This window comes from Streptomyces sp. NPDC043685 (genome assembly GCF_056436585.1).
In genome coordinates, this window is sequence record NZ_JBWKCH010000010.1 from 164,018 (window position 1) to 188,047 (window position 24,030).

At 71.5% G+C, this 24,030-nt stretch carries 19 protein-coding genes; 13 read left to right on the plus strand and 6 right to left on the minus strand.

Features of this window, described 5'->3' with window-relative positions; all coding sequences use genetic code 11:
- Positions 1-69 precede the first annotated feature (69 nt).
- The 3 genes from AC0665_RS30315 to AC0665_RS30325 all read left to right on the plus strand — a co-directional run bounded on the left by AC0665_RS30315 (position 70) and on the right by AC0665_RS30325 (position 5,380).
- Positions 70-3,222: a glycosyl hydrolase 115 family protein gene (locus tag AC0665_RS30315; protein WP_478706210.1), complete on the plus strand. Its 3,153-nt coding sequence runs from the start codon at positions 70-72 to the stop codon at positions 3,220-3,222.
- 55 nt (positions 3,223-3,277) lie between these two features.
- Positions 3,278-4,633, plus strand: a complete 1,356-nt coding sequence (locus tag AC0665_RS30320; protein WP_478706211.1) for an SGNH/GDSL hydrolase family protein — start codon at positions 3,278-3,280, stop codon at positions 4,631-4,633.
- A gap of 213 nt (positions 4,634-4,846) precedes the next feature.
- Positions 4,847-5,380 carry a DUF1062 domain-containing protein gene (locus tag AC0665_RS30325; protein ID WP_478706212.1) on the plus strand — a complete coding sequence of 178 codons (534 nt, stop codon included), beginning with the start codon at positions 4,847-4,849 and terminating at the stop codon, positions 5,378-5,380.
- A gap of 158 nt (positions 5,381-5,538) precedes the next feature.
- On the opposite strand, the gene AC0665_RS30330 is transcribed toward AC0665_RS30325, so the two are convergent.
- The 3 genes from AC0665_RS30330 to AC0665_RS30340 all read right to left on the minus strand — a co-directional run bounded on the left by AC0665_RS30330 (position 5,539) and on the right by AC0665_RS30340 (position 7,517).
- A complete protein-coding gene (locus AC0665_RS30330) occupies positions 5,539-5,817 on the minus strand; it encodes a GlsB/YeaQ/YmgE family stress response membrane protein (RefSeq protein WP_468413970.1) in 279 nt (92 codons plus the stop codon).
- Between the two features lie 140 nt (positions 5,818-5,957).
- Positions 5,958-6,770: an alpha/beta fold hydrolase gene (locus tag AC0665_RS30335; RefSeq protein ID WP_478610301.1), complete on the minus strand. Its 813-nt coding sequence runs from the start codon at positions 6,768-6,770 to the stop codon at positions 5,958-5,960.
- Between the two features lie 75 nt (positions 6,771-6,845).
- Positions 6,846-7,517 (minus strand): DUF4097 family beta strand repeat-containing protein, encoded by a 672-nt coding sequence (locus AC0665_RS30340; RefSeq protein WP_478706213.1) that lies wholly within the window; start codon positions 7,515-7,517, stop codon positions 6,846-6,848.
- 244 nt (positions 7,518-7,761) lie between these two features.
- On the opposite strand from AC0665_RS30340, the gene AC0665_RS30345 reads away from it, so the two are divergent.
- Entirely contained in the window at positions 7,762-8,658 is an 897-nt protein-coding gene (locus AC0665_RS30345) for an NAD-dependent protein deacetylase (RefSeq protein ID WP_478610418.1), read from the plus strand.
- Between the two features lie 488 nt (positions 8,659-9,146).
- Positions 9,147-10,334, plus strand: coding sequence for a beta-ketoacyl-[acyl-carrier-protein] synthase family protein (locus AC0665_RS30350; protein WP_478706214.1), 1,188 nt, complete (start codon positions 9,147-9,149; stop codon positions 10,332-10,334).
- Positions 10,335-10,560: 226 nt separating this feature from the next.
- On the opposite strand, the gene AC0665_RS30355 is transcribed toward AC0665_RS30350, so the two are convergent.
- Positions 10,561-12,723 (minus strand): SpoIIE family protein phosphatase, encoded by a 2,163-nt coding sequence (locus tag AC0665_RS30355; protein ID WP_478610419.1) that lies wholly within the window; start codon positions 12,721-12,723, stop codon positions 10,561-10,563.
- Positions 12,724-12,967: 244 nt separating this feature from the next.
- On the opposite strand from AC0665_RS30355, the gene AC0665_RS30360 reads away from it, so the two are divergent.
- From AC0665_RS30360 to AC0665_RS30375, 4 genes are all read left to right on the plus strand, one after another.
- Positions 12,968-14,344, plus strand: coding sequence for a CoA transferase (locus AC0665_RS30360; protein ID WP_478706278.1), 1,377 nt, complete (start codon positions 12,968-12,970; stop codon positions 14,342-14,344).
- Between the two features lie 152 nt (positions 14,345-14,496).
- Positions 14,497-17,502, plus strand: a complete 3,006-nt coding sequence (locus AC0665_RS30365; RefSeq protein ID WP_478706215.1) for an NACHT domain-containing protein — start codon at positions 14,497-14,499, stop codon at positions 17,500-17,502.
- Positions 17,503-17,696: 194 nt separating this feature from the next.
- Positions 17,697-18,230, plus strand: a complete 534-nt coding sequence (locus tag AC0665_RS30370; protein WP_478706216.1) for a GNAT family N-acetyltransferase — start codon at positions 17,697-17,699, stop codon at positions 18,228-18,230.
- Between the two features lie 175 nt (positions 18,231-18,405).
- Complete coding sequence (locus tag AC0665_RS30375) at positions 18,406-18,825, plus strand: spore-associated protein A (RefSeq protein WP_478706217.1); 420 nt, start codon at positions 18,406-18,408, stop codon at positions 18,823-18,825.
- A gap of 54 nt (positions 18,826-18,879) precedes the next feature.
- Here the strand turns inward: AC0665_RS30375 and AC0665_RS30380 are convergent, their stop codons facing one another.
- Positions 18,880-19,518, minus strand: coding sequence for an HD domain-containing protein (locus AC0665_RS30380; protein WP_478706218.1), 639 nt, complete (start codon positions 19,516-19,518; stop codon positions 18,880-18,882).
- 245 nt (positions 19,519-19,763) lie between these two features.
- Between AC0665_RS30380 and AC0665_RS30385 the strand changes: the two genes are divergently transcribed.
- Both AC0665_RS30385 and AC0665_RS30390 read left to right on the plus strand, forming a co-directional pair.
- Entirely contained in the window at positions 19,764-20,753 is a 990-nt protein-coding gene (locus tag AC0665_RS30385; protein ID WP_478610423.1) for a GlxA family transcriptional regulator, read from the plus strand.
- A gap of 178 nt (positions 20,754-20,931) precedes the next feature.
- On the plus strand, positions 20,932-21,570 hold the full coding sequence (locus tag AC0665_RS30390) for an HD domain-containing protein (RefSeq protein ID WP_468413950.1): 639 nt from the start codon (positions 20,932-20,934) through the stop codon (positions 21,568-21,570).
- Between the two features lie 130 nt (positions 21,571-21,700).
- Here AC0665_RS30390 and AC0665_RS30395 read toward each other — a convergent pair whose 3' ends face one another.
- Positions 21,701-22,300, minus strand: coding sequence for a TetR/AcrR family transcriptional regulator (locus tag AC0665_RS30395; RefSeq protein ID WP_478610425.1), 600 nt, complete (start codon positions 22,298-22,300; stop codon positions 21,701-21,703).
- A gap of 145 nt (positions 22,301-22,445) precedes the next feature.
- Here AC0665_RS30395 and AC0665_RS30400 point away from each other — a divergent pair, with 145 nt between their 5' ends.
- The gene (locus AC0665_RS30400; protein ID WP_478511098.1) at positions 22,446-23,381 is read left to right on the plus strand and encodes an NAD(P)-dependent oxidoreductase; all 936 of its coding nucleotides are present in this window, start codon (positions 22,446-22,448) and stop codon (positions 23,379-23,381) included.
- A 30-nt stretch (positions 23,382-23,411) separates the two neighbouring features.
- A complete protein-coding gene (locus AC0665_RS30405) occupies positions 23,412-24,029 on the plus strand; it encodes a dihydrofolate reductase family protein (protein ID WP_478610426.1) in 618 nt (205 codons plus the stop codon).
- Position 24,030 lies beyond the last annotated feature (1 nt).

Below are 24,030 nucleotides of genomic sequence, written 5' to 3' on the forward strand. Positions count from 1 at the left end.
CACCTCACCGCCTTCTTCACTCCGAGAATTCGGCTCACCTTCGAAACATTCGATGAACGAGGAGTTCCCATGGACGACGACGCCGGACGCCCGCCGAGCCGACGGTCCGTTCTGGGCTGGGCCGCCGGGGCGGCAGCCCTCGCCTCCCCGGTCGTCCCCCTGCCGGGCCTGTCCGGCCGGGCGTCCGCTGCCGAGCGGGCGGCCCGCCCCACCGACCCGGGGGCGTACATCTCGTTCGAGCCCGCCGCGGGCGCGTTTCCGCTGGTGCGTTCCGGTCGTGCCGTGCCGCTGGTGGTCAGCGGTGGCGACTGGCCCGGGGTCGTCCGGGTGGCGGGCGACCTGCGATCGGACATCGAGCGGGTGAGCGGAGTGCGCCCCGACGTCGTGCGGGACCGGGCCCCGGACGCGCCGGAGATGACCATCATCGGCACCATCGGCCGGAGCCCCCTCATCGACCGCCTCATCGCCGCCGGGAAACTCGACGTCGCGGCCGTCCGGGGCAGGTGGGAAACGTCCCTCCAGACCGTCGTGGAGCGGCCGATGCCCGGGGTGGAGCGGGCCTTCGTGATCGCCGGCAGCGACCAGCGCGGCACCATCTTCGGGGCCTACGACGTCTCCCGGGGCATCGGGGTGTCCCCCTGGCACTACTGGGACGACGTGGTGCCCGTCCACCGGGATGCGCTGTACGTCCTGCCCGGCGCGCACACCCAGGGCACACCGGCGGTGAAGTACCGCGGCTTCTTCATCAACGACGAGAACCCGGCACTGGGGACCTGGGCCCCGGCGACGTTCGGGCCCGGCAAGGCGCCGGGCTTCCCGGGCGGGTTCAACTCCGCGTTCCACGAGAAGGTCTTCGAGTTGCTGTTACGGCTGAAGGGCAACTACCTGTGGCCGGCGGTGTGGGGCCGGGCCTTCGCCGAGGACGATCCCGAGAACCACGCCACCGCGAAGGCCTACGGCATCGTGATGGGCACCTCCCACGAGGCGCCGATGATGCGCGGCATCGAAGAGTGGAACCGCCACGCGAAAGCCGCTGTACGCGACAGCGACGGCACGATCGTCACCCCCGGCCACGACCCCTACGGCGGCACCGGCGAATGGTCCTTCCGCTACAACGCCGAAGCAATTGAGGCCTATTGGCGCGACGGCATCCAGCGGATGGTCGACGAGGACTTCGAGGCAGTGGTCACCCTCGGCATGCGCGGCAACGGCGACACAGCGCTGAGCGACGGCGACGGCATCGAGCTGATGCGGCAGATCATCACCGCCCAGCGGCGGATCCTGGCCGAGGTCACCGGCAAGGACGTCACCACCGTCCCCCAGGTGTGGACGATGTACAAAGAGGTGCAGCGCTACTGGGACCGGGGGCTGCGCGCACCCGACGACGTCACGGTCGTCTTCACCGACGACAACTGGGGCAACGTCCGCAAGCTGCCGGACACCTCCGCCGATCCGCGCGCCGGCGGCTACGGGCTCTACTACCACTTCGACTACGTGGGTGGCAGCCGGAGTTACAAGTGGGTCGACACCAACGCCCTGCCCACCATCTGGGACCAGCTCCATCAGACGTACGCCTACGGAGGCCGCGGACTGTGGGTGACCAACGCGGGTGACGTCAAGGGAAACGAACGGCCCACGCAGTTCTTCCTCGACTACGCCTGGGCGCCCGACCGTTGGGGCCCCGAGACGCTGGCGGAGTGGGATCTGCGCTACGCGCGGCAGAATTTCGACGGCCGGCTCGCCGAGGACATCGCGCACGTGCTGCGCGGCTACGAGCAGTTGCAGGCGCGTCGCAAACCGGAGCTGCTCAACCGCCGCCAGACCCTTGATCCCGCGCAGGACCCCGCGAGTGCGTCCGCGGTCGTCACGGATGACCGGGCCACCCCCTTCAGCCAGACCGACTACCGCGAGCTCGAGCGCGTCACGAGACAGTGGCAGGACCTGGCGAAACGGGCCGGCTCGGTCGCTTCCAAGCTGCCCGCGAGCGACCAGGACGCGTGGTTCGAACTGGTGGGTTACGAGGTGCTGGCCACGGCGAACCTGTACCTGCTGCGGCAGGCACAGTTCACCAACCTCCTCCACGCCGCACAGGGCAGGTCGGGCACCAATGCCCAGGCCGATGCCACCGAGGCCCGGCTGGCCGACGACTTCGCGCTCGCCGACCGTTTCAACAAGCGCATCGCCGCCGGGAAATGGAAGGGCTTCCAGACCCAGACCCACATCGGGTACGGCGACAAGGAACGCTACGGGGCCAACGCCTCCTGGGCCGACCCTCCCCAGCCCGACCGGATCTATCCGCCCCTACGCCGGATCACGGTGCCGGCCCGGGCGGACATGGGGGTGGCGATCGACGGCTCCGACCGGTGGTGGCCACAGGAACAGGGCGAGGCGCTTCTGCCCGTGTTCAGTCCCTACCAGGCGCAGCCGCCGCAGTACATCGACATCTTCAATCGCGGAGCCGCCTCCTTCGGTTACACCGTCACGACCGGCGCGCCGTGGCTGACCGTCGACCGCCCGCGCGGCACGGTCACCAAGGAGCAGCGGGTCGTCCTCGCCGTCGACTGGCGCCGAGTCCCCCTGGGCACCCGCCGAGTCCCGGTCACCATCACGGGGTCCGAGGGCACGACGGCCACCGTGCAGGCCGTTGTCGACAACCCCCGGATCCCCCGGTCGCGGCTGTCCGGCTTCATCGAGGCGAACGGCTACATCGCCATCGACGCCGCGCACTTCACCCGTAACGTCCCCGCGGGCGGCGTTTCCTGGCGCCGCATCCCCGGCATCGGCCGCACCGGCGACGGCCTGGAACCGTTTCCCGTCACGGCCGCCCGTCGGGCCGCGGGTTTTGGACCTCGGCTGGAGTACGACCTCAGTCTCCTCACCACCGGAACCGTCACCGTCTGGGCTCATCTCGCCCCGCGCAACGCGGCGTTGTCCGGCGCGGGCCTCCGGTACGCCGTCTCCTTCGACGACCGGGCGCCCCAGAGCGTGGACATCATCGCCGCCACGGGTGCCAGCGACGCCACCATGAACAACCAGTGGGGCCGCAACACCGCGGACAACGTCAACCGCACCGGCACGACGCACCGTCTGGACACCGCCGGACGGCACGTACTGAAGTTCTGGATGGTCGACCCCACGGTGGTCCTCACCAGGATCATCGTCGACACAGGCGGCCTGAAGTACAGCTACCTCGGTCCCCCGGAGAGCATGCGGCTGGCCTGACCGACGTGGCCGGCCGCCCGAAGACCATGTCCGCACCGACGGAGACAGGACATCCATGAGACGAAGATCAGCGTTGGTGAACGTCGTCGTCGCCCTGGCCGTAACGGCCGTCGGCCTCTTCGTGACCACCGCGGCGGGCGCGACACGGGACGCGACGACCCGTGCGTCCGGCTACCCCACACCGACGACGAAGGACGCACACTGGGTCAACACGTGGACGGCGATGCCCCAGTTGACCGAACCCGGCAATATGCCGCCCGCTCCGTTCACCCAGGGCAACCGGGTCTTCGCGGACGCCACACTGCGCCAGACGGTGCGGGTGTCGGTGGGCGGCCGTTACACCCGGATACGCCTGTCCAACGCGTTCGGGGGTGCGGACCTGCCCATCACCGCCGCCGCCGTGGCCCGCCCGGCGGACGGCGCAGCGGGCGTGAGCGCCATCGTGCCCGGCAGCTCGCGCCCGGTGACGTTCGGCGGGCGCCCGGGCATCACCGTCGCCAAGGGCGCGCAGGCGGTCAGCGATCCGCTGGACTTCGAGATCCGACCGGGCAGCAACCTGACCGTCACGCTCTACCTCGCCGACGGCCAGGCCTCCAGCTCCATCACGTCGCACCCCGGCTCGCGCACGACCTCCCACATGCTGGCCGGTGATCACCTCGACGACACCGATCTGCCGGGTGCCACGCGGGTCGATCACTGGTACTTCCTCAGCGGCGTGGAGGCATGGTCCACACGCAGCACCGCCGCGGCCGTGATGCTGGGTGACTCCCTCACCGACGGACGCGGCTCCACCACCAACCGGAACGACCGGTGGCCCGACCAGCTCCTGAACCGGCTCCAGTCACGGCCCGCCACCGCCGACGTCGCGATCCTCAACCAGGCGGCCGGAGGCAACCGGATCCTCCACGACGGCCTGGGCCCCAACGCCCTGGCGCGCCTCGACCGTGACGTCCTGGCCCAGAGCGGCGTCAGCTGGCTGCTCGTCTTCCACGGCATCAACGACATCCCCGGCGGCACCTCGGAGGCCTCCGCGCAGCAGGTGACGGCCGATCTGATCAACGCCTACCGGCAGATCATCACCCGAGCGCACGCACAGGGCATCCGCGTCTACGGAGCCACGCTCACGCCCTTCGGGGGAAACGGTTACGACGACGCCGCCGGCCTCCACGAGTCCTCCCGCCAAGCCGTCAACGCCTGGATCCGCACCAGCGGCCGCTTCGACGCCGTCATCGACTTCGACCGGGCGGTCCGCGACCCCCAGAACCCCCGCCGCCTCTCCCCCGCCTACGACGTCGGCGACCACCTGCACCTGAACCCGGCCGGCTACCGGGCCCTCGCCGACGCCGTCCCCACCACGCTCTTCCAGCAGACCCCGCCCCCCGCGGGCTTCCCTCTGCCCGAAGGCCGATGAGCACCGCTCGGCGGCGTGCGAAAACCAGTGGGACAGCGGACCCGTGCGCCCTTACCGTGTCCCACGACCGAGTCGTCTGAGCCAGGACGTGCCGTTGTACACCGTGTGAGACCTCCCAAGCGCTGATCTGTCGCGCGTCGCGCCTGCGCGCCGCGCTGCTTTTCGCTGCGGTCTTCTCACTGGAACCGGTGTACTTCTGTGCTCGAAAACTGGATGGTCATACCCACCTGCCTGCCGCTCGTTCGGCGCCGTTGCACCACATGCGCGTCCAGGCGGTTCCGGGCGGACGGCAAGTTCCGCGTCAACGCGAACCACAAGCTCATCGACGTGTGGCTCCTCGTGCTGTGCACGCTGTGCGGGGAGACGGCGAAGCTCACCGTCCTGGAGCGGACGCACGTGCGCTCCGTACGTCCCGAGCTGCTGGACCGGCTGCACGGCAACGACCCGGTCCTGGCAGCCGAGTTGCTCCAGGACCCCGTCGTGCGGCGCCGTAATCGCATCGCTCTCGACTGGGCGGCCGCCTGGCGCCTCGACACCGGCGGATCGGTGCACCGCAGCCGCGAGGTGATCGACGTCTCGGTCCGTTTCGCGGCACGGATCCCTGTCCGGCCGGTGCGGCTCATCGCCGAAGGATGCGGGCTCTCACGGTCCGAGGTCGAGAGGCTGCTCGCGGAAGGCGGGCTTGTCTCGGCGGTCCGGCTGAGCGGCAGGCTCTCCGACGACTTCACGTTCACGCTCAAGCGCTGAGCGCGAGTCAGGTACGAGGGCCGGCCCGGCTTGTTCGCCGGACCGGCCTCGGGGCCGAGGCCTTCGCTCCGGCGGGGGCCAAGCACCTATGGGCGGCTCCGTCCCCTGCTCAGGGGACGGAGCCGCCCATAGCCGCTCGGAGGTGTTCGCCTCAAGGGTTACGCGTGACGGTGCGAATGCCGGTTGCCGGTGACGAGGCGGTAGAGGGCGAGCAGGATGAGGGATCCGACGATCGCAGCGATCCACGTGGAGAGGTTGAAGAACCCGTCGACGGAGTCGACGCCGAAGATCACCTTGCCGAGCCAACCACCGAGCAGGCCGCCGGCGATGCCGATGAGCATGGTGATGATGATGCCGCCGGGGTCCTTACCCGGCATCAGGGCCTTGGCAATCGCGCCGGCGAGCAGCCCGATGATGATCCAAGCAATGATGCCCATGGTGCGTCTCCGCTTCGTCGTGTAAAGGATGTGTTAGTTCATCGGGTGCGCCGTTTCCGCCCGAACAAACATCTGCTCCTGCCGTCAGCTCGAAGTTGCGGCTCTCGCGTGCTCGTTGATCGTCGGCGGCGCTCCCTCCGTCACTTCCCCGCGGAATCGAAGGCGGCTGTCTCCCGCACGGCCGCCGCGATGGCCGGGTAGTCCTTCCTCAGGATCGCGCCGTGGTTGCTTGCGACCTTCACGCTGCGGATGTTGGCGTTGCGAGCGACGACCGCCTCCAGGCCGGTCCGTATGCGCTCCTGCTCGTCACCCCGGCTTCCGAAGGACGTCCCCGAGGCGATCACGTACCGCACCGGGACGGTGATGGCGTCCAGCACCGGTCCCAGCTCGCTCTCGCGGGAGAGCCTGCCGAGCTCGATGTTGCTGTCGGCCTGCTGTTCGGCGGTCATCCGGGGGGTCAGGCCGGTCGGACGCAGCAGCGGCATCACCCATCGCAGCCTCCGGAACAACGTGCGGATCCGCTGTTCCATGGCCTCGTCGAGCCAGTCGTAGGGGAACGCGCCGTCGACCAGAACCGCGCCCAGGGTGCGGTCCGGATTCCGGGCGGCCCAGTGCGCCGCGACGACGGCTCCGTAGGACCAGCCGACGACGAGCGCCCGCTCGACACCTCTGGCCGCGAGGACGGCGTCGACGTCCCGGACGGCCGCCTCGAAGGAGTAGTCCGCCGAGCGCTCCGACTTGCCGCGGGCTCTCTCGTCGTAGGTGATGTGGCGCCATTCCGGTCCCAGTGCGGCGATGGTCCGCCGCCAGTACCCCTGAGTGGCGAACTGGCCGTTGAGGTAGACCACGGGGACACCCGAACCGCCCGTGTCGGTGACGGCCAGAGCCGTGTCGTCGACCGGCACCATGCCGCTCCAGGCCGACCGGACCGGGGACGGGTCGTTCTGCTTCATCGCTTCCACCTGTTCCTCGTGAGAGTGGTCTGTTCGTGTGAGGCGCGGCCGGGGTCGTTCGGTCGGGCGCCCGTTTCAGAGGCTGCGGGCGGTGATGTCGCCGTGGGCGGTCGTGGCGTGGAGGGTGAGGGCGGCCGTGGCTCCGTCGGCGTTCTTGAGGGAGTTGTGGATGCGGCCGTGGCCGGTGCCGGCGTCCAGTGAGGCGGAGACGCCGTGGGCGGCGCCGACTTCGATGTCGCCGTGTTCGGTGCGCAGGGTGACGGCTCCGCGGACGGCCTGGGCGATGCGGAGGTGGCCCTTCTGGGTGCTGACGCGGGCCGGTCCGCCCAGGCGGCCGACGGTGATGTCACCGTCAAGCAGGCTCAGATGGGCGCTGCCGGTCTCGTCGAGCTTGACCGTGCCCTGTGCGGCCTCGAAGGTGACGTCGCCGAGGCGTCCGACACCGCGCAGTTCGGCGGTGGCCGCCTTGGCCTCGACGCGGGAGCCGGCCGGCAGCTGCACGGTGACCTCGACGGAGCCGGAGGGGCCGAGGACGCGGTTCCTGGCCGCCGGGGCCTCGATGCGCAGGACGCCGTCGGTGCAGGTGACCTCGATCTGCTCGGCGGCCTTGGTGTCACGGCCCTTGGCGGCATCGGCGGGAAGGACCTCGACGGTGGTGTCGGTGCGGTCGGCGGCGATGAACCGCAGGTGCCCGGCGGGGATGTCGACGACGGCGGTGAGGGGGGCGGCGGTGTCGAAGGTCTGCATCGGGTGCTCCTCGTTCGCGGGTCTGTTGTTTCCGATGACGGAAAAGCTACGTTGCATTCATGTTCTCAGCAACATATTCGTTGCGCGCACAAGGCGTATTAGCTGGTGAACGGCGGGAAATCAGTGCAATGAGCCTGTCGAGTAATGCAACAACCCCACTCTCACTCGTTGCAATGGCATGAGATTGAACGCTCTTCCGGCCCATCAGCGGCATGCACATAGGGGGCCGCCGTACCCTGACGGCATGCGCATGCGCCCCACCCTGAGTTGGACCCCGGCCGAGGATCTGCCGCCGGGCACCACAGACCTGGCGCCGGTCATCGACGCGCTGAGCAACCGCGGTGTGCTGGTGCTCAGCGGAGCGGGCATCTCGACGGAGTCGGGCATCCCCGACTACCGGGGCGAGGGCGGGAGCCTCAGCCGGCACACTCCGATGACCTACCAGGACTTCACCGCGAGCGCCCAGGCCCGGCACCGGTACTGGGCGCGCAGCCACCTCGGCTGGCGCAGCTTCGGCACGGCTCGCCCCAACGCCGGGCACCGGGCGGTGGCGGCCTTCGAGCGGCACGGCCTGGTCTCGCGAGTCATCACGCAGAACGTGGACGGCCTGCACCAGGCCGCCGGCAGTGCGGACGCGATCGAACTCCACGGGACCCTGTCCCGGGTCGTCTGCCTCTCCTGTGGCGCCTTCACCCCGCGCCATGAAGTCGCCCGGCGGCTGGAGGAGGCCAATCCCGGGTTCGAGCCCGTGGCCGCCGGTATCAACCCGGACGGCGACGCCGACCTGACCGACGAACAGGTCGGAGGCTTCCGCGTGGTGGCCTGCACGGTCTGCGGCGGCATCCTCAAACCGGACGTCGTGTTCTTCGGCGAGAGCGTTCCGCCGCGGCGGGTCGAGCAGTGCCGTGAACTGGTCCGTACGGCGACCTCGCTACTGGTCCTGGGATCCTCCCTGACGGTGATGTCCGGGCTCCGTTTCGTCCGTCAGGCGGCCCAGGAGGGGAAACCGGTGCTGATCATCAACCGGGACCAGACCCGGGGCGACCAGCACTGCCTGGTCAGGGTTTCGCTTCCGCTGGGCCCAGCCCTCACTGGCATCGCGGACCGGCTGGGCATTCCGGTCGACGCCGCACGCCCGTGAGACCGTGACCGTTGCGCGCCTTACCCGCACTCCCCCACGCCCCGCTCCTCCGCCCCTGCACGGCCCTGTTCACGGCGACCCGTACGGTCGGTGATCAGCGTGACTCGCTCAGGTCGCCGCGCGCGCACCGGCGTTGACAGGATCGTCGGAACCGGCCGCTTCGGACCGCACGTACCGCCCCGCACCGCGGCACCTTGACGGCCGGTCAGAACCGCGCCACCCCGAGGGAGCGGACGTCCCACTGACGCCCGCCCGAACACCCCCCGCTGCCGCCCCACTTCCGAACGGCGATGTGCGCGGAGTCACAGCCTTCAAGGCTGCCTAAGTTGTGTGCATCACAGCGGAAATGTCCATTTGGCGTGCATGCTCGATCCGGATGCCGGTGCCCGAAAAGAGGTTGTTCGACATCTTCTTGGGTCGACGTTCCCGAGTGACCCTTGGCACAGCGCTCGTCGCATTCCCCTGTTCCCCCCGGAAGGTGCACGATCATGGCCGCTTACCTCTGCCCACCTGCGGTGATACACGGCGAACACGCCGTGAGGACCAGTGACATTGTCGCGGAGGTGAGCGGCCGGCATCCGCATGCGCCGTGGGTGCCGCGGGTCGAGGGCATCGCGGCCAGTACGGGGATCGAGACCCGCGGCTGGATGCTGCCGCTGGAGACCGCCGTCGCGCCCGGCAAGGGCAACGGCGCGCGGGCCGTCGGCGTCGAGTCGGCCCAACAGGCCCTGATCCGCGACGGGTTCACCCGGCAGGACGTGGACCGTGTGATCGCCGCGCTCGAGACCATACCCGCCCCCCAGACCGTCCAGGAGCGCACCGCTCCGGCCTGGGAGGCCGTGCAGTCCTACGGGGAGCACGCCGCGCGCGGAGCTCTGCAGACGGCTGGGCTGGACCCCGCCGACGTCGACTGCCTGATCACCAGTCACTCCACCACCCCGGCGCTGCCGGGCCTGGACATAGCCCTGGCGAACAAACTCCCGCTCCGCAACGACGTGATGCTGCTGCCGGCCACGCAGTGGGCCTGCATCGCCGGGACCCGTTCCCTGGCGCTGGCTGCGGATCTCGTGGCCGCCGACCCCGACCGGGTGGTCCTGGTCGTGATCGCGGAGGCGCTCAGCACGACCTACCAGCCCGGGGACGACACCCTCGAGTCGCTGATCGTCCGGTTGCTGTTCGCGGACACCGCGGTCGCCGCGGTGGTCACGGGCCGCCCGAGGCCCGAGTCGGTGCTGCGCCTGGACGCCGCCTGGCACCACACCCTGCCCGGCACCCAGGACCTGCACCGCCTGGAGACCCGGGCGGACGGCACCCACTTCGTGATGGACCGGCGCGGGCCGCGCGCCGTACAGGAGACGGTCACCGCGATGTGGGAGTGGCTGCGCCTGCGGTACCGGGACGACCCCGACTCCTGGCACCCGGACGTACTGCTCGCGCACCCCGGCGGTACCCGGGTGCTGGAGTACATGGAGCAGACGATGCCCGACACGTGGCCGTCGGGGCTCCTGGACTACAGCCGGGACAGCTACACCACCGGCAACCGCGGCGGCGCCGCCGTGTTCGACATCCTGCGGCGGGCGCATGACGGCGGGCAGCAGAAGCCCGGCAACCGGGCCGTTCTGTACGCGGCGGCTCCGGGCCTCACCGCCACCGCCTTGGAAGGGGTGTGGCTGTAGCAGCAGGCACCGCGCTGCCCGTCGTCGGCGTCGCCGCCGGCAACGCTGAAGGGGCGGTGGGCGCCTCCGGGGCGGCAACAGCGCACGCGGCGCGTGCGGTCACCGCGCGTGACCGGGTCGAGGTGGTGGCACCGCGACCGAGGACGACGCCGTCGAGGCCGGCTGCTCTCACTGCGTGCGTGCCCCGGGGGATCCGCTCAGCTCGCGGGCCGGGCGCGCGGCCGCCTCATCGCGCGACTTCCGCCCAGACCACTTTCCCGGTGTCCGTCCACCGCACCCCCCATCGAGTGGTGAGCCGGTGCACGATGCTCAGGCCACGGCCGCCGTCGGCGAGCAGGTCGACCCGCCTCACCCGCGGTCTGCCGTTGCCGGTGTCGCCGACCTCGCACAGCAGGCCGTGCCCCGACCTGATCAGCCGGACCGTGACGGGGCCGGCGGCGTAGCGCACGGCGTTCGTGACCAGCTCGCTGACCAGCAGCATCATGCTGTACCTGGTGTCGTCGCGCGTGCGCCACTGCCTCAGCAGGGCGGAGACCTGGGCACGGGCGAGCGCGGGGGCGTCGCTGCGGGCGGGCAGCCGCCAGGTCGCCGTGTCCTCCTTGCGGTAGCCGATCATCCGGGCGAGCAGCAGGGTCACATCGTCACGCTGGCGCGCGGGAGCCACCGCGGAGACGACGTGCCGCGCCGCGTGCCGCAGCGTGTCCCAGGGGTGCACCACGGACACGGCAGCGGCCAGCCTGCCGATGCCCTCGTCGATCGACAGCGCGGGATCCTCCACCAAGCCGTCGGTGTACAGGGCGAGCAGGGAGCCCGGCGGCGCTGCGAACGTGTACACGTCGAACGGCTCCCGCAGTGCGAACTCGGCGCCGAGACCGGGGTGGGGGCGGACCGGGAGCGGGCCGGCGTGCCCGTCGGGGGTGACCATGACCGGGGGGAGATGACCGGCGCTTGACAGGGCCACGTCGTGCCGGACCGGGTCGTAGAGGGCGATGCAGCAGGTCGACCCGAGGGCGCTGTAGCCGGCCGCGAGCCCGGAGTCCGCGTCGTCCAGCAGGGACACGGTTTCGTCGAGGTGTTCCAGGACTTCGTCCGGTGCGAGTCCCGCGGACAGCAGTGCCCGGGCCTCCATGCTGAGCTGGCCCATGGTGGCCGCGGCTCCGAGGCCGTGCCCTACGACGTCACCGACCACCAGCGCGGTACGGCCGTCGGGCAGTGGAAAGCTGTTCACCCAGTCGCCGCCGACGCCCGCGCTGTCGGGGGTGGCGGGCTGGTAGACGCTGGCGATCTCGATGGTCGCGCCCCCGGTCCGCGGCAGCAGCCGGCGCTGCAACGCCAGCACCTGCGTGTGCTCGCGCTGGTGCTGGCGGGCCAGGTCGACGTGGTGGGCGGTCCTTGCCACCAGTTCTTGCAGGTCGAACAGCTCGCTGTCGCGGAAGGGGCTGTCCGCACGCCTCCAGACCTCCGCCACACCCAGGACGACGGGCGGTGTCCCGTCCAGGACCAGCGGTATGCAGGCCACACCCGCCGCCCGGTCGCTGGGCACCAGGGCGCGCGCCACGCGTGGGCTGCCGAAGACCCGCTCGACGGCCGCCCGGTCGGGGATGACGATGGTCTGCGGGGCGTCGTCCCGGAGGATCGCCTGGGCCAGCAGGCGGCTGGCGTCGCCGGGCAGGTCGTCGCCCGGTGTCACATAGCCCTCGGGCCAGGCCCGGTCGGGTACCAGGGCCGCACGCCGCAGCCGGATGCGTCCCAGGGCCCTCCCGGGGACTCCCTCGCCCGTCCAGACGGCGAAGTCGAGGTCGACGGCGGCGACGTCTCCCCAGGCCAGCAAGGACTGGGCCAAGGACTGGGCGGTCTCGCCGATGTCCAGTGAGGTGCCGATCGCGGTTTCGGCGGCGTAGAGATGCAGCCGCCTGGCCATCGCGATCACGGAGACGGTCAGGCCCTCCTCGGGTGCCGCGGCGGGCAGGATGCTCATCGAGACCACGATCTCGGACCCGTCGCCGCGCCGCAGGCGCTGGATACGGGCGACATGCGCCTCGCCCGTATCCAGGACCTGCCGCAACCGCCGGGTGACCGTCGGTACGTCGCCGGGGGGCAGCAGTTCGACGAACGGTTTGCCCGGCCCCGCCTCCAAGCCCGCGAAGACGGGGGCGTCCAGGTTGCAGCGGGTGATGGTCAGGTGCTGGTCCAGGTTGACCGCGCCGAGGATCTGCTCCTGCCGGTTCGCCGCCGGCTCGTCGGCGGCTCCCCGGCGCGCGGAGCGGTCCCCCGGGGGGTCGGCGGAACGGGCGGCCGCTGCCGCTCCACCGCGCGGGATGTACCGGCCCAGGGCGCGGCTGACCAGGTCGAACGCCGAGGAGGACGAGGGCGAGGGTGTGGAGTCCATACGGCTCTCTCAGCAATCCCCGGCACGGTGCCGGGGCGTTAAGCGGACCCGTGCGGCGGGGCCCCGAGATCCCTGACCGCACACCTCATTGAATAACACGGGGGGCCGGTTCGACCACAGCAGCGAACGGGGCGCCGAACGCGGAGAGTGAGGGGGCCCGCGAATGCGAGACCCGGAAACCGGCAATCCGCACCGCCCCCACCCTTGTGGCACTCAGTGCCATAGTGAGGGAGTGAACTCTTCGATGGCCGCGGGTGCGCGGCAGGCCTGGTCGGCACTGAGTGCCGATTCCTCGTTGCTCGACAGGGTGGAGTACGGCGGCCCGTCCGGGGGGCTGCCCGCCCGCCTGCCCGTCATGGAGCTGGCGCGAGCCACCGTGGCGGTCTGTTCCCTCGCGGCCGCCGAGCTGGGTTCCGCACGCACGGGACGGCCGGTGGCGCGGGTCGGTGTCGACGACGAGGCGGTCGCGACGGCGTTCCTCAGCGACCGGCTGGTGCGGGTCGACGGGCGGGCCTGGTCGGCCTTCGCACCGCTGTCACGGTTCTGGCGGGCGGCCGACGGATGGGTCCGCACCCACGCCAACTACCCCCACCACCGGGCCCGGCTGCTCTCCTGCCTCGGGGTGCCGGCAGATGCCGGTGACGAGGCGGTGCACGCGGTCGCCGAGGTGATCGCCGGGCGCACCGCACGGGAGGTGGAGCAGACCGTGTACGCGGCGGGCGGCCTGGCCGTCGCGGCGCGCGGCCCCGGGGAGTGGGCCGGGAGCGTGCAGGGAGTGCTGATCGCGGAGCAGCCCCTGGTCGCGACGGCGCGCATCGGCGACGCACCGGACCGGGTGCTCGGTGGCAGCGCACTGCCCTGTGCGGGGCTGCGGGTGCTGGATCTGACCCGGGTGCTCGCCGGGCCGGTCGCCACCCGCGCCCTCGCGCTGCTCGGCGCCGACGTGCTGCGGATCGACGCCCCGTGGCTGCCGGAGAGCCAGGAGGCGCACAACGACACCGGGATGGGGAAACGCTCGACCACCCTCGACCTCGGTGACGCCACCGGGCGTGAGGTGTTCGAGGCCCTGCTCGGCGAGGCGGACGTGGTGGTGACCGGCTACCGCCCGGGCGCGCTGGACCGCTTCGGACTGGCACCCGAGGCTCTGGCCGAGCGCCGGCCGGGACTGGTGATCGCCCAGCTGTCCGCGTGGGGCTTCCACGGGCCGTGGCACGAGCGGCGGGGCTTCGACAGCCTGGTCCAGGTGGCCACCGGCATCGCGGAGCTGGAGGGCGAGCCCAAGGCGCCCGGCACGCTGCCCGCGCAGGCGCTCGACCACGGCTCGGGCTATCTGCTGGCGGCCGGGGTGCTGCGCGCGCTCACCGAGCAGCAGCGCACCGGGGGCACCCGCCTGGTCCGTGTGGCCCTGGCCCGGACCGCGCACTGGCTCATGCACGAGCTGGCGCCCGCGCCGGGTGCGGAGGAGGGCTTCGACGCGCACCGCCGGCTGACCGAGACCGACAGCCCCATGGGCCGGCTGCGGCACGCGCTGCCGCCGGTGTCGTACGAGGGAGCTCCCGCGAACTGGGCACGTCCGCCGGGCCTGTGGGGCACGGACGCTCCCATGTGGGCCGACGACTGAGGGGCCGCGTCCGTTTGGCGCGTGGGACCGACCCGGAGGGCTGAAGACGAGCGGATGACGGCCGCTTCCCCGAACAGCACTCCGTCGCCCCTGTGTTGTGTCACAGTGCGAGACGGAGTCATCGCCGGTGTGGTGCGGACCTGGGGGGCGCGGTGGGGGTACGCGGGCTGCTGTCGTTCTCGGACGCGCTGGCCTTGCTGGGAGGCGACCCGCCCGCAGTCGCCGCGTTGGACCGGGCACTCGGCGGGGCGCTGAGCCTCGCGACGGGCGGGGCGAGCGACGGGATCCTGCGGATCGCCGACGCGCGTGGCAGCGTCCTGGCGCTCGGCCGTGGCGCCGTGCAAGGCCTCGGACGGCGTCTGGGCGTCACGGACGGCCGTGCCGAGCGGACGGAGATGCTGCACGCCGCCCACACCGTGATCGTCGTCCTGGCTTGGTTCCAGACTCTGGAGGAGCATCTCCCCTTGCGTCTCGAGGATCTGGAGCTGACCCGCCGCGAGCAGATCGGCCTCGCGGGGGCGCCTCTCGTGCAGGGGCGCGGCGCCGCGTTCGCCCGCTCGCTCGCCGCCGTCGACGCGCCGAGCCCCGCACCTCACCGGCCGCCCGAAACCGTGGCGGCCGACCTGCGACGCTGGTACGAGGCACTGTCAGCGCGGTTCCTCGACTTCGCCGAGGGACTCGAGGTCTGGGGCGCGCAGACGGAGACCGCCCAGGACGCGGCCCGGCGGGCCGTCCGTGCCGAGCTTCCCCGCGCGGCGGTCCGGCAGTACGAGTCCCTCTACGCACAGCTCGCCCAAGAGGCGCCGGAGTTCGGGTTCTGGACGACGCAGATCGAGCACCGGGCGACCCGTACCGAGGTGCGTCACTCCCTGGAGGGCGTGACCGAGCTGCTCGCCGAGCTGGCCCGCACGGCACGTCCCCCGGTGGACGTCGCAGCGGCTCTGGTGCGTGCCTCCGAGGCCGTGTTGTCCCGCACCGTTCTGGACGCCTCGTCCGGCCCCGAGGACATCCGGGTGCCGACGCTGCGGGAGATGTACCTCGATCCGGACTTCCGCGTGCGCGAGGTGGCCGGTCCCGGCGGCCCGGCCACCGAGTCGTGGTGGGCCGAGGTGCCCGTACGGCGCGACCTCACCGGATGCCTCGCGGGCGTGCTCACATCCGCCGGAGCGGCCGTCGCCCCGCTCCTCGTGCTCGGGCACCCGGGTGCGGGCAAGTCCGTCCTGACCCGGGTCCTCGCCGCCCGGCTGCCGTCCGCCGGCTTTCTCCCCGTCCGCGTGCCGTTGCGGGACGTCCACGCCGAAGACGACGTACAGACCCAGATCGAGCAGGCGGTGCGTACCGCCACCGGAGAGCGGGTGTCCTGGCCCGAGCTGGTTCGCTCGGCCGGGGGCGCCGTTCCGGTCCTGCTCCTGGACGGTTTCGACGAACTGTTGCAGACCACCGGTGTCCATCACAGTGACTTCCTCATGCGCGTCGCCCGCTTTCAGCAACGCGAGGCGGAGCAGGGCCGCCCCATTCGCGCCCTCGTCACGAGCCGCATCGCCGTCGCCGACCGCGCCCGTTACCCCGACGGCCTCGTCGCCCTGCGTCTGGAGCCCTTCCGGCCGGATCAGATCCGCGCCTGGCTCGCCCTTTGGAACGCGGCCAACGCCGATGGTTTCGCGGCGCGCGGTCTGCGACCGTTGAGGTGGGAGGTAGTGGAGCGCCACCAAGCGCTCGCCGCACAACCGCTGCTGCTGACGATGCTGGCGCTCTACGACGCCACCGACAACGCTCTGCACCGCGACACCAACAGCAACAACGACAGCCCACTCGACGAGGCCGAACTGTACGAGGAACTGCTCATCGCCTTCGCACTCCGTGAGATCGGCAAGACCGGCCCCGGCCCTGCCGCCGTACCGGACGACGAGGCCCGTGCCCGCGCCGAGAGGGAGCTGCAACGCCTTTCCCTGGTCGCCTTCGCCGTGCACAACCGGCGTCGCCAGTGGGTGTCGGCCGCGGAGATCGACGAGGACCTCACGGCCCTCCTCGGGCGAGCCCACGCCGAACCCTCGGGGTTCCGCGCCCCGCTCGACGCCGCCGAAGTGGCACTGGGCCGCTTCTTCTTCGTCCAGCGCGCCCAGTCCGTAAGGGACGGACGGGTGCTGGCCACATACGAGTTCCTGCACGCCTCCTTCGGCGAGTACCTGGTCGTACGCCTCGCGCTGCATGTGCTCACCGACCTTCTGCGCCACCGCCCTTCGCTGTCCGCGGCCGTGAGCAGCGTGGACGACGACCTCGCCTACACCCTGCTCTCGTACGCCCCGCTGTCCTCACGGCAGATGTTGCGGTTCGCCGGATCCATGGTGGGCCGGGTCCGGGTGGCTGAGCGCATGCGGCTGGCGACCCTGTTGACCCGTGTACTCGAGCAGCACGGCACCCGCGCGCACGAGCCCCACCCCGCCTACCGGCCCACCCGCTTCCCCACCTCCCCTCGGCTGCGGACCTCGGCCCGTCACGGCGTCTACGGGGCCAACCTGGTCCTGGTGATCCTGCTCCTGAAGGGCTGTGTCAGCACACGGGAGCTGTTTCCCCAGTGGAGCGACCATGCCGCTGCCTGGCACCGTCACGTCCTGCTCTGGCGATCCTCGTTCGACGAGGAACAGTGGACGGACTTCGCCCTGTCCCTCTCGGTCCGCCGCACCTGGTCGGAGGGCGGCCGGGACATGGAGATCACTCTTCGTACCGGCGCGGTGGACGTGCCCGATCCGCTGGACATGAACTGGCTGTTCGGACACTCCCGGGGAAACGACGGCCCCGGCTGGTCCCGTACCTACTGGAACGAACTCCGGCACAAACTCGACGTGTCCGGCGGCACGAACGACGGGGTCGTGCGGCACGCCATGGACCCGGTCTTCACCTGGCTCGGGCCCGCCGTCACGACGTTCCACACCTCACCGGGGCGGCCGGCCACGTCCTTGGCCCATGATCTGCTCCAGCTGCTGCTCGGTGCGGCGAGTCTGCCGCCCGAGGAGGTGAATGCCCTGCGTTCCCGAGTGCTGAGCGGCTTCGAAGAGCTTCCGTCCCATGTGAGGGAACCGGTGCACCATCTGCTCGCCGCGCTCCCGCAGCCTCCCCCGCGGGCCGGTTCCCGCGGTGACTCGGAGTCCGGTTCCTGACGCCCGGTGCGTTCATGGCCGGGGCGGCGATGGGAGGCGTAGTGCCGGCCTGGGCGGAACACGGAACCCGCTGCTCGTCACCGGGGCGCGGAAGCGGCACAGGGCAACCGCAAGGGCCTCCGAAGAAGAGGCCGGCCGCCTAGGGCGGGGCCCGCGGTTCGCGCTCGTCGGGCCGGGTCGGCAAGGATGGGGCCATGACCGAAATCCGTACCCCGCGTCTCGTCCTGCGCCGATGGCTCGACGACGACCTCCTCCCCCTGTCCGAGATCCACGCCGATCCCGTGGTGATGGGGGGCATCGGCGACGGCAGGCCGCGCTCGCTGGAGCAGACCGCCGAGGACATCGAGGCCTGGGAGGAGGAGTGGGACGAGGAGGGGTTCGGCGTGTTCGCGGTGGAGCTCCTGGGTTCCGGTGAGCTGGCGGGTGCCGTCGGCCTGTCGGTGGCGGAGGTTCCGGCCGAGGTCGCCGGTCAGGTGGTCATCGGGTGGCGGCTCGCGCGAGTGTTCTGGGGCCAGGGATACGCCTCCGAAGCGGCGCACGCCACGCTGGAGTTCGCCGTGCAGGACCGCGGTCTCGATCATGTGGCGGCGGTGTGCCGAGCAGGTGACCGGCGCTCCCTGAACGTCCTCGACAAACTCGGCATGGAGATGTCGGGCACCGCGCAGGACCCGGTCCAGGGTCACGACCTCGCGGTGTACGGCATCGACCTCTCCCAGTACCAGGGGTAGCGCGGCCCCTCGGGAGCGCCGGCCCCGTTCCGGGACGCTTGTCGCGGGAGGGTGACACTCGGCACGAGGTTGTCGCCGTGGCGGTGGACAACCGTCGGAGACGGTCGCCGGTCGTACTGGTCGTCATTCCGTTTCACGGGCCACGACCGACTCACGGGGGAAACCGATGTCACGCATGTCCCGCACTCACCGCGTCCTCACCACCACAGCGCTGGCGGCGACGGCCACCGCGACCCTGATGGCCGCCGCTCCCGGCGCATCGGCCACCTCTCAGGCCGCCTACAACGTCGCCTGCGGTTCCGGCTACACCGTCGTCAACTCCGCCCCTGTCGGCAGCAAGGGCACCGCCTATCTGACGTACAGCTCCGCCACCGGCGAGAACTGCCTGGTCATGATCCGCAACGCCGGCGGCGCTCCCGTCCCGATGGAGCTCTACCTGAACATCAGCGGGTCCGAGATCCACGACAACTACGACAGCGGCGACTACAGCTCGTACGCCGGTCCCCTCCGTCTCAACGCCAAGGGCCAGTGCGTCGACTGGTACGGGCGTCTGGACGGCGTGTGGTTCAACCAGCACGGCACCAACTGCGGTTGACCCCCTGGCGTGCCCCCGTCGGCAGTGCGCCGCTGCTGCCGGCCGGGCGCCGCATCACGTCGGCCAGGCGGATCCGGTGACACGCTCGACCATGGAGATGCGCCGGAAGTCGGGAACGAAGTGTTCCAGGACGTCGGAGTTCACGGTGCCGTACGTGGTGTCCGGACGGTTCTTGAGTCCGTCGACGAATTCCTGCAAGAACTCCCTTTTGAAGTCCCCGCGCGGATGGGCGGCGGTGATCTCCTCCACCTGTTCCCCGTCCAGGCCGTCCAGGCCCCAGCCGATCGCGTCGGTCAGCACGCCGAGATTCGTCGCAGCGATCTCCGGGCCCATTCGGCCGGGAATCCCCGGCGTCGAGTGGAGGGCCACCGCCTGCCACACCACGTCGGCGGCGCCTGGGGAGAACCCCCGGTCGAGCAGGAACCTGCGCGCGTGATCGGCGCCGTCGAGCTCGAATCGCTGCACAGCGTCGGAGAACGGCACCAGGAGACCGGTGTCGTGGAACATGGCGGCGATGTAGAGCAGTTCGGGATCCGGTCGCAGGCCCAGTGCGCGGGCGTGGAGCGTGCCGAAGAGGAAGACCCGCCGGGAGTGGTCGAACATGAGGGGGCTCATCATGTCCCGGACGTGGCGGGTGGCCTCTCCGGCCACCGTGGTCCCGGGGATCTCCACCCCGGCGACGATGTCAGTCATGGTGCGCTTCTTTCGGATGCCGTGTGCCACCGGCGCGGGCGCTCGCCGCGGTGGCCGCTGTGCCTTTCCTCCACCGTGCCGCGGTGCCGCGCCCGGCGCCGCTCGCGTACGGCCATGAGTCACCCGATTCGGGACAGGGCCGCGTCGCAGGGCCGGTGACGGCGCCGGTACGGCCGTGCCCGCGGCAGGACAATGTGCGGGTACGGGCTCTCGCGGGGAGCCGGGGATCGCTGAGGGTGAGGACGATGAAGCCGAGCGAGCACAGCGTCGGTGTACTCGTATTCGACGGCATGAAGATGCTGGATCTGACCGGGCCGGCCGAGGTCTTCAGCGAAGCGAACCGGTTCGGCGCCCGCTACCGGCTCAGTGTCGTGTCGGTCGGCGGGACCGCTGTGTCGTCGTCCATCGGGATCCGGGTGCCGGTCGACGGTGACGCCGCCGACGCTCCCGCCTTCGACACCCTGCTGGTGGTGGGCGGTGACGAGGTGCCGCAGGCGACGGTCGACCCGGACCTCGTCGCCGCCGCGCGGACTCTGGCCTCCCGTGCCGGCCGGGTCGCGTCGATCTGCACCGGCGCGTTCGTCCTGGGCGCGGCGGGCCTGCTCGACGGCAGACGGGCGACGACGCACTGGCGGCACACCGAGCTGCTGGCACGGCGCTGCCCGACCGCCCGCGTCGAGCCTGATGCGCTCTTCGTCCAGGACGGCACCCTGTACACCTCGGCCGGTGTCACGGCGGGCATCGACCTCGCGCTCGCGCTGGTGGAGCACGATCACGGCCCCGACCTGACCCGCGGTGTCGCCCGCTCGCTCGTGGTGTACATGCAGCGTGCCGGCGGGCAGTCCCAGTTCTCCGCCTCGCTCCAGGGGCCGGCCCCGCAGACGCCGGTACTGCGGCAGGTGCAGGACGCCGTGCAGGCGGACCCCACGGCCGATCACAGTCTGGAGGCCCTCGCCGCGCGGGTGCGGGTCAGCCCCCGGCATCTGACCCGTATGTTCCGTGCGGAGCTGGACACCACGCCGATGCGGTACGTGGAGCTGATCCGCTTCGACATGGCGAAGGCGCTGCTGGACTCCGGGCACAACGCGACGGAGGCGGCGGCGCGGTCGGGTTTCCCCAGCTACGAGAGCCTGCGCCGCGCGTTCGCCCGCCACCTGGGCCTCTCACCGACCAGGTACCAGCGCCGTTTCACCACGACGGGCGCCGGATCCCGCACCGGGCACCCCGCCCGGTGACGGGGCATGAGTGTGTTCCGGCTCCTCGACGTGGAGCAGCGCCGCGCGGTGTGAAGCCACGGGTCGAGGGAGGGCGTGGCCGTTTTCGAGGGTTTGTCGGCCGTCGGGGAGCGGCTGCGGGGGCCGCGGCGGGCCGAGGGTGGAGGGACATCGACCACCACCCCGAGGAGACCCCGTCATGAGTGAGAAGATCGCCGGCGTCGAGATTCCCGACAGCAAGCTTGTCCAGGACGCCACGGACCTGATCCGCACCACCACACCGCCGCTGATCTTCCACCACTCCCGGCGGGTGTATCTGTTCGGCAGTCTTCAGGCCGCGGCGCTGGGCATCCGTCCCGACCCCGAGCTGCTGTACGTGGCGGCGCTGTTCCACGACACCGGCCTGGTGGCGCCGTACCGCGGCGACGACCAGCGGTTCGAGATGGACGGTGCCGACCAGGCCCGCGCGTTCCTGCTGGCCCATGGCCTGTCCGAGGGCGACGCGGAGACGGTCTGGACGGCCGTCGCCCTGCACACCACGCCGGAGGTGCCCTACAAGCTGGCGCCCGAGATCGCGGCCACGACGGCCGGTGTGGAGTCCGACGTGCTCGGCCTGAACCTGGCCCACCTCACCCGGGCCCAGATCGACGAGGTCGTCGCGGCGCACCCCCGCCCGGACTTCAAGCGGCAGATCCTGCGCGCGTTCACGGAAGGGTTCAGGCACCGCCCGGACACCACGTTCGGCACGGTGAACGCGGACGTCCTGGAGCACTTCGTCCCCGGCTTCCGCCGCACCGACTTCGTCGAGGTCATCCAGAACTCCGCCTGGCCCGAGTGAGCACCCGGGCGTCACCGTGGCCGGGGGATACGGGCACCGGTCTTGGTCATGCCCGGTCAGCCGTGTCAGCCGTCCTGCTTCCGGCCGCGTCAAGCACGGGCCCGAGTTCCCTGGCCGTGGTCATGCCCGCTCAGCCGTCCTGCTTCCGCACGGCCGCGTCGAGGACGGGCCCGAGTTCCCGGGCCACGGTCGTCAGGGGCCGGACGTCCCGCTCGGCCCGGGCGAGCAGGATCGCCCCCTCCAGGCTGCTGATCATCAGCGTGGCGAGGGCCGGGGCCCGCTCCTCGGGCACGCCCAGGTCCGTCAGGGCGCGGGCGACCGCCCCGGTCCAGGTGGCGAACGCGGCGGACGCGGCCTCCCGTGTGGAGGGGACCGACTCGGCGCAGTCCACCGTGGCGGCCGCCACCGGGCAGCCGCCCGTGAAACCGGAGGCCTCGTACTCGTCGGTCCACTGACGCACCATCGCCGCGAACAACCCGCTCGGCGCCGGCTCGGGCAGCGCGGCCAGGAACCGGGCGACCCGGCGCGCCGCGTACCCGCCCGCCCAGCCCACCGCCTCGTCGACCAACTGCGTCTTGCCGCCGGGAAAGTAGTGCTGGAGCGAACCGCGTGGCGCCTGGGCGTCGACGGCGACCTCGCGCATGCCGGTGGAGGCGACTCCGTCACGCCTGATGAGCTGGGCGGCGCTGAAGACCATCCGCTCACGCGGTCCCCGCTCGGCCTTCGCCATCGTCGACCTCCGCACCCTTCTCGCATGCCACTACCGGATCCCACTCTATGACCGCCGTCATAATCGCGGCTACTATGACCGTGGTCATAGTCGAGGGTGACGACGGCGGCCCGGCTGCCGCGCGAGCCGGAGAGGGCGGTGCGTCATGCACGTCGGTTTCATCGGTCTGGGAGTCATGGGCCGGCCCATGGCGCTGAACCTCGCTCGCGCCGGGACTCCCCTCGTGGTCTGGAACCGCACCGCCGAGCGAAGCGAAGCCCTGCGCGCCGCCGGAGCCGAGGTGGCGACGGGCCCCGGGGACGTCTTCCGGCGCGCCGCCACCGTGTTCCTCATGCTGGCCGACGAGACGGCCGTGGACGCGGTGCTGGCGCGCGGCACCCCGGACTTCGCCCGGCGGGTGGCCGACCGGACCGTCGTGCACATGGGCACCACCTCGGCGGAGTTCTCCAGCGCCCTCCAGGACGACATCCGGGCCGCGGGCGGGCGCTACGTCGAGGCCCCTGTGTCCGGCAGCCGCGTCCCCGCCGAGCGGGGCGAACTGGTGGGGATGCTGGCGGGCGACGAGGACGCGACGGCCGCCGTACGGCCGCTGCTGGCCCCCGTGTGTAAGGAGACGTTCGGGTGCGGTGCCGTACCCGGCGCCCTGCTGCTGAAGTTCTCGGTGAACCTGTTCCTGATCACCGTGGTCACCGGGCTCGCCGAGTCGTTCCACTTCGCGGAGCGGCACGGCCTCGACCAACGCCTTCTGCGGGACGTCCTCGACGCCGGGCCGATGGCCAGCGCCGTCTCCCGGGGCAAGGCGCCGAAGCTGCTGGAGCGCGACTTCTCGGTCCAGGCGGCCGCCGCCGACGTGCTCAAGAACAACCGTCTGATCGCCGAAGCCGCACGCAGGACCGACCTTGCCTCCCCGCTCCTCGACGTGTGCCACGCCCTCTACGACGAGGCGGTGCGACAGGGGCACGGCGACGAGGACATGGTGGCCGTCCTGCACGCCCTGGAGGCCAGGACCGCCGGCACCCCTCTCCCGGCCGGCCGGGCCGCGGGCATGTCCGCTGAAGGCTCGCGCGAAGGTGAGCGATGAGTTCCGGGAGCGGACCGAGTCTGCCCCGGTATGACGCGCATCATCGCTGACATCTCCCTCTCCCTGGACGGCTTCGTCACCGGCCCCGACCCCGGCCCGGCCAACGGTCTGGGCACCGGAGGGGAGGCCCTGCACACGTGGGCGTTCTCCGACGACCCCGAGGACCGCCGGTTCCTGTGCGAAGGGACGGCACGCTCGGGGGCCGTCGTCCTCGGCCGCCGGCTCTTCGACGTGGTGGACGGACCGCACGGCTGGGACGACACGACCGGCTACGGCGCCCGCGAGGTCGGCAAGCCTGCGTTCGTCGTGGTGACGAGCGCGCCTCCCGAGTCGGTGCGGCTCTCCGGCCTCGACTGGACGTTCGTCACCACCGGCCTGTCCGACGCCGTCGCCGCGGCGCGCGTGCGGGCCGAGGAGGCGTCGTCGGCCCGCGGCGAGGACCTCGACGTGGTCCTGATGGGCGGCGGCGCCACGGTCGGCTCGGCGCTCGACGCGGGGCTGGTCGACGTGCTGTCGCTGCATCTCGCGCCGGTCGTGCTCGGCGCCGGCACGCCCCTGTTCACCGGTGGAGTGCCGCGCACGCTGGTGCAGCGCAGTGTCACCTCGACATCGACCGTGGCACACCTGACCTACGACGTCCTGCGGTGAT

Excerpts from the sequence above, each read along its gene's own strand:
- AC0665_RS30315 (WP_478706210.1), top strand. The coding sequence starts at position 70 with ATGGACGACGACGCCGGACGCCCGCCGAGCCGACGGTCCGTTCTGGGC.
- AC0665_RS30320 (WP_478706211.1), top strand. The coding sequence starts at position 3,278 with ATGAGACGAAGATCAGCGTTGGTGAACGTCGTCGTCGCCCTGGCCGTA.
- AC0665_RS30325 (WP_478706212.1), top strand. The coding sequence starts at position 4,847 with ATGGTCATACCCACCTGCCTGCCGCTCGTTCGGCGCCGTTGCACCACA.
- AC0665_RS30330 (WP_468413970.1), bottom strand. The coding sequence starts at position 5,817 with ATGGGCATCATTGCTTGGATCATCATCGGGCTGCTCGCCGGCGCGATT.
- AC0665_RS30335 (WP_478610301.1), bottom strand. The coding sequence starts at position 6,770 with ATGAAGCAGAACGACCCGTCCCCGGTCCGGTCGGCCTGGAGCGGCATG.
- AC0665_RS30340 (WP_478706213.1), bottom strand. The coding sequence starts at position 7,517 with ATGCAGACCTTCGACACCGCCGCCCCCCTCACCGCCGTCGTCGACATC.
- AC0665_RS30345 (WP_478610418.1), top strand. The coding sequence starts at position 7,762 with ATGCGCATGCGCCCCACCCTGAGTTGGACCCCGGCCGAGGATCTGCCG.
- AC0665_RS30350 (WP_478706214.1), top strand. The coding sequence starts at position 9,147 with ATGGCCGCTTACCTCTGCCCACCTGCGGTGATACACGGCGAACACGCC.
- AC0665_RS30355 (WP_478610419.1), bottom strand. The coding sequence starts at position 12,723 with ATGGACTCCACACCCTCGCCCTCGTCCTCCTCGGCGTTCGACCTGGTC.
- AC0665_RS30360 (WP_478706278.1), top strand. The coding sequence starts at position 12,968 with ATGGCCGCGGGTGCGCGGCAGGCCTGGTCGGCACTGAGTGCCGATTCC.
- AC0665_RS30370 (WP_478706216.1), top strand. The coding sequence starts at position 17,697 with ATGACCGAAATCCGTACCCCGCGTCTCGTCCTGCGCCGATGGCTCGAC.
- AC0665_RS30375 (WP_478706217.1), top strand. The coding sequence starts at position 18,406 with ATGTCCCGCACTCACCGCGTCCTCACCACCACAGCGCTGGCGGCGACG.
- AC0665_RS30380 (WP_478706218.1), bottom strand. The coding sequence starts at position 19,518 with ATGACTGACATCGTCGCCGGGGTGGAGATCCCCGGGACCACGGTGGCC.
- AC0665_RS30385 (WP_478610423.1), top strand. The coding sequence starts at position 19,764 with ATGAAGCCGAGCGAGCACAGCGTCGGTGTACTCGTATTCGACGGCATG.
- AC0665_RS30390 (WP_468413950.1), top strand. The coding sequence starts at position 20,932 with ATGAGTGAGAAGATCGCCGGCGTCGAGATTCCCGACAGCAAGCTTGTC.
- AC0665_RS30395 (WP_478610425.1), bottom strand. The coding sequence starts at position 22,300 with ATGGCGAAGGCCGAGCGGGGACCGCGTGAGCGGATGGTCTTCAGCGCC.
- AC0665_RS30400 (WP_478511098.1), top strand. The coding sequence starts at position 22,446 with ATGCACGTCGGTTTCATCGGTCTGGGAGTCATGGGCCGGCCCATGGCG.
- AC0665_RS30405 (WP_478610426.1), top strand. The coding sequence starts at position 23,412 with ATGACGCGCATCATCGCTGACATCTCCCTCTCCCTGGACGGCTTCGTC.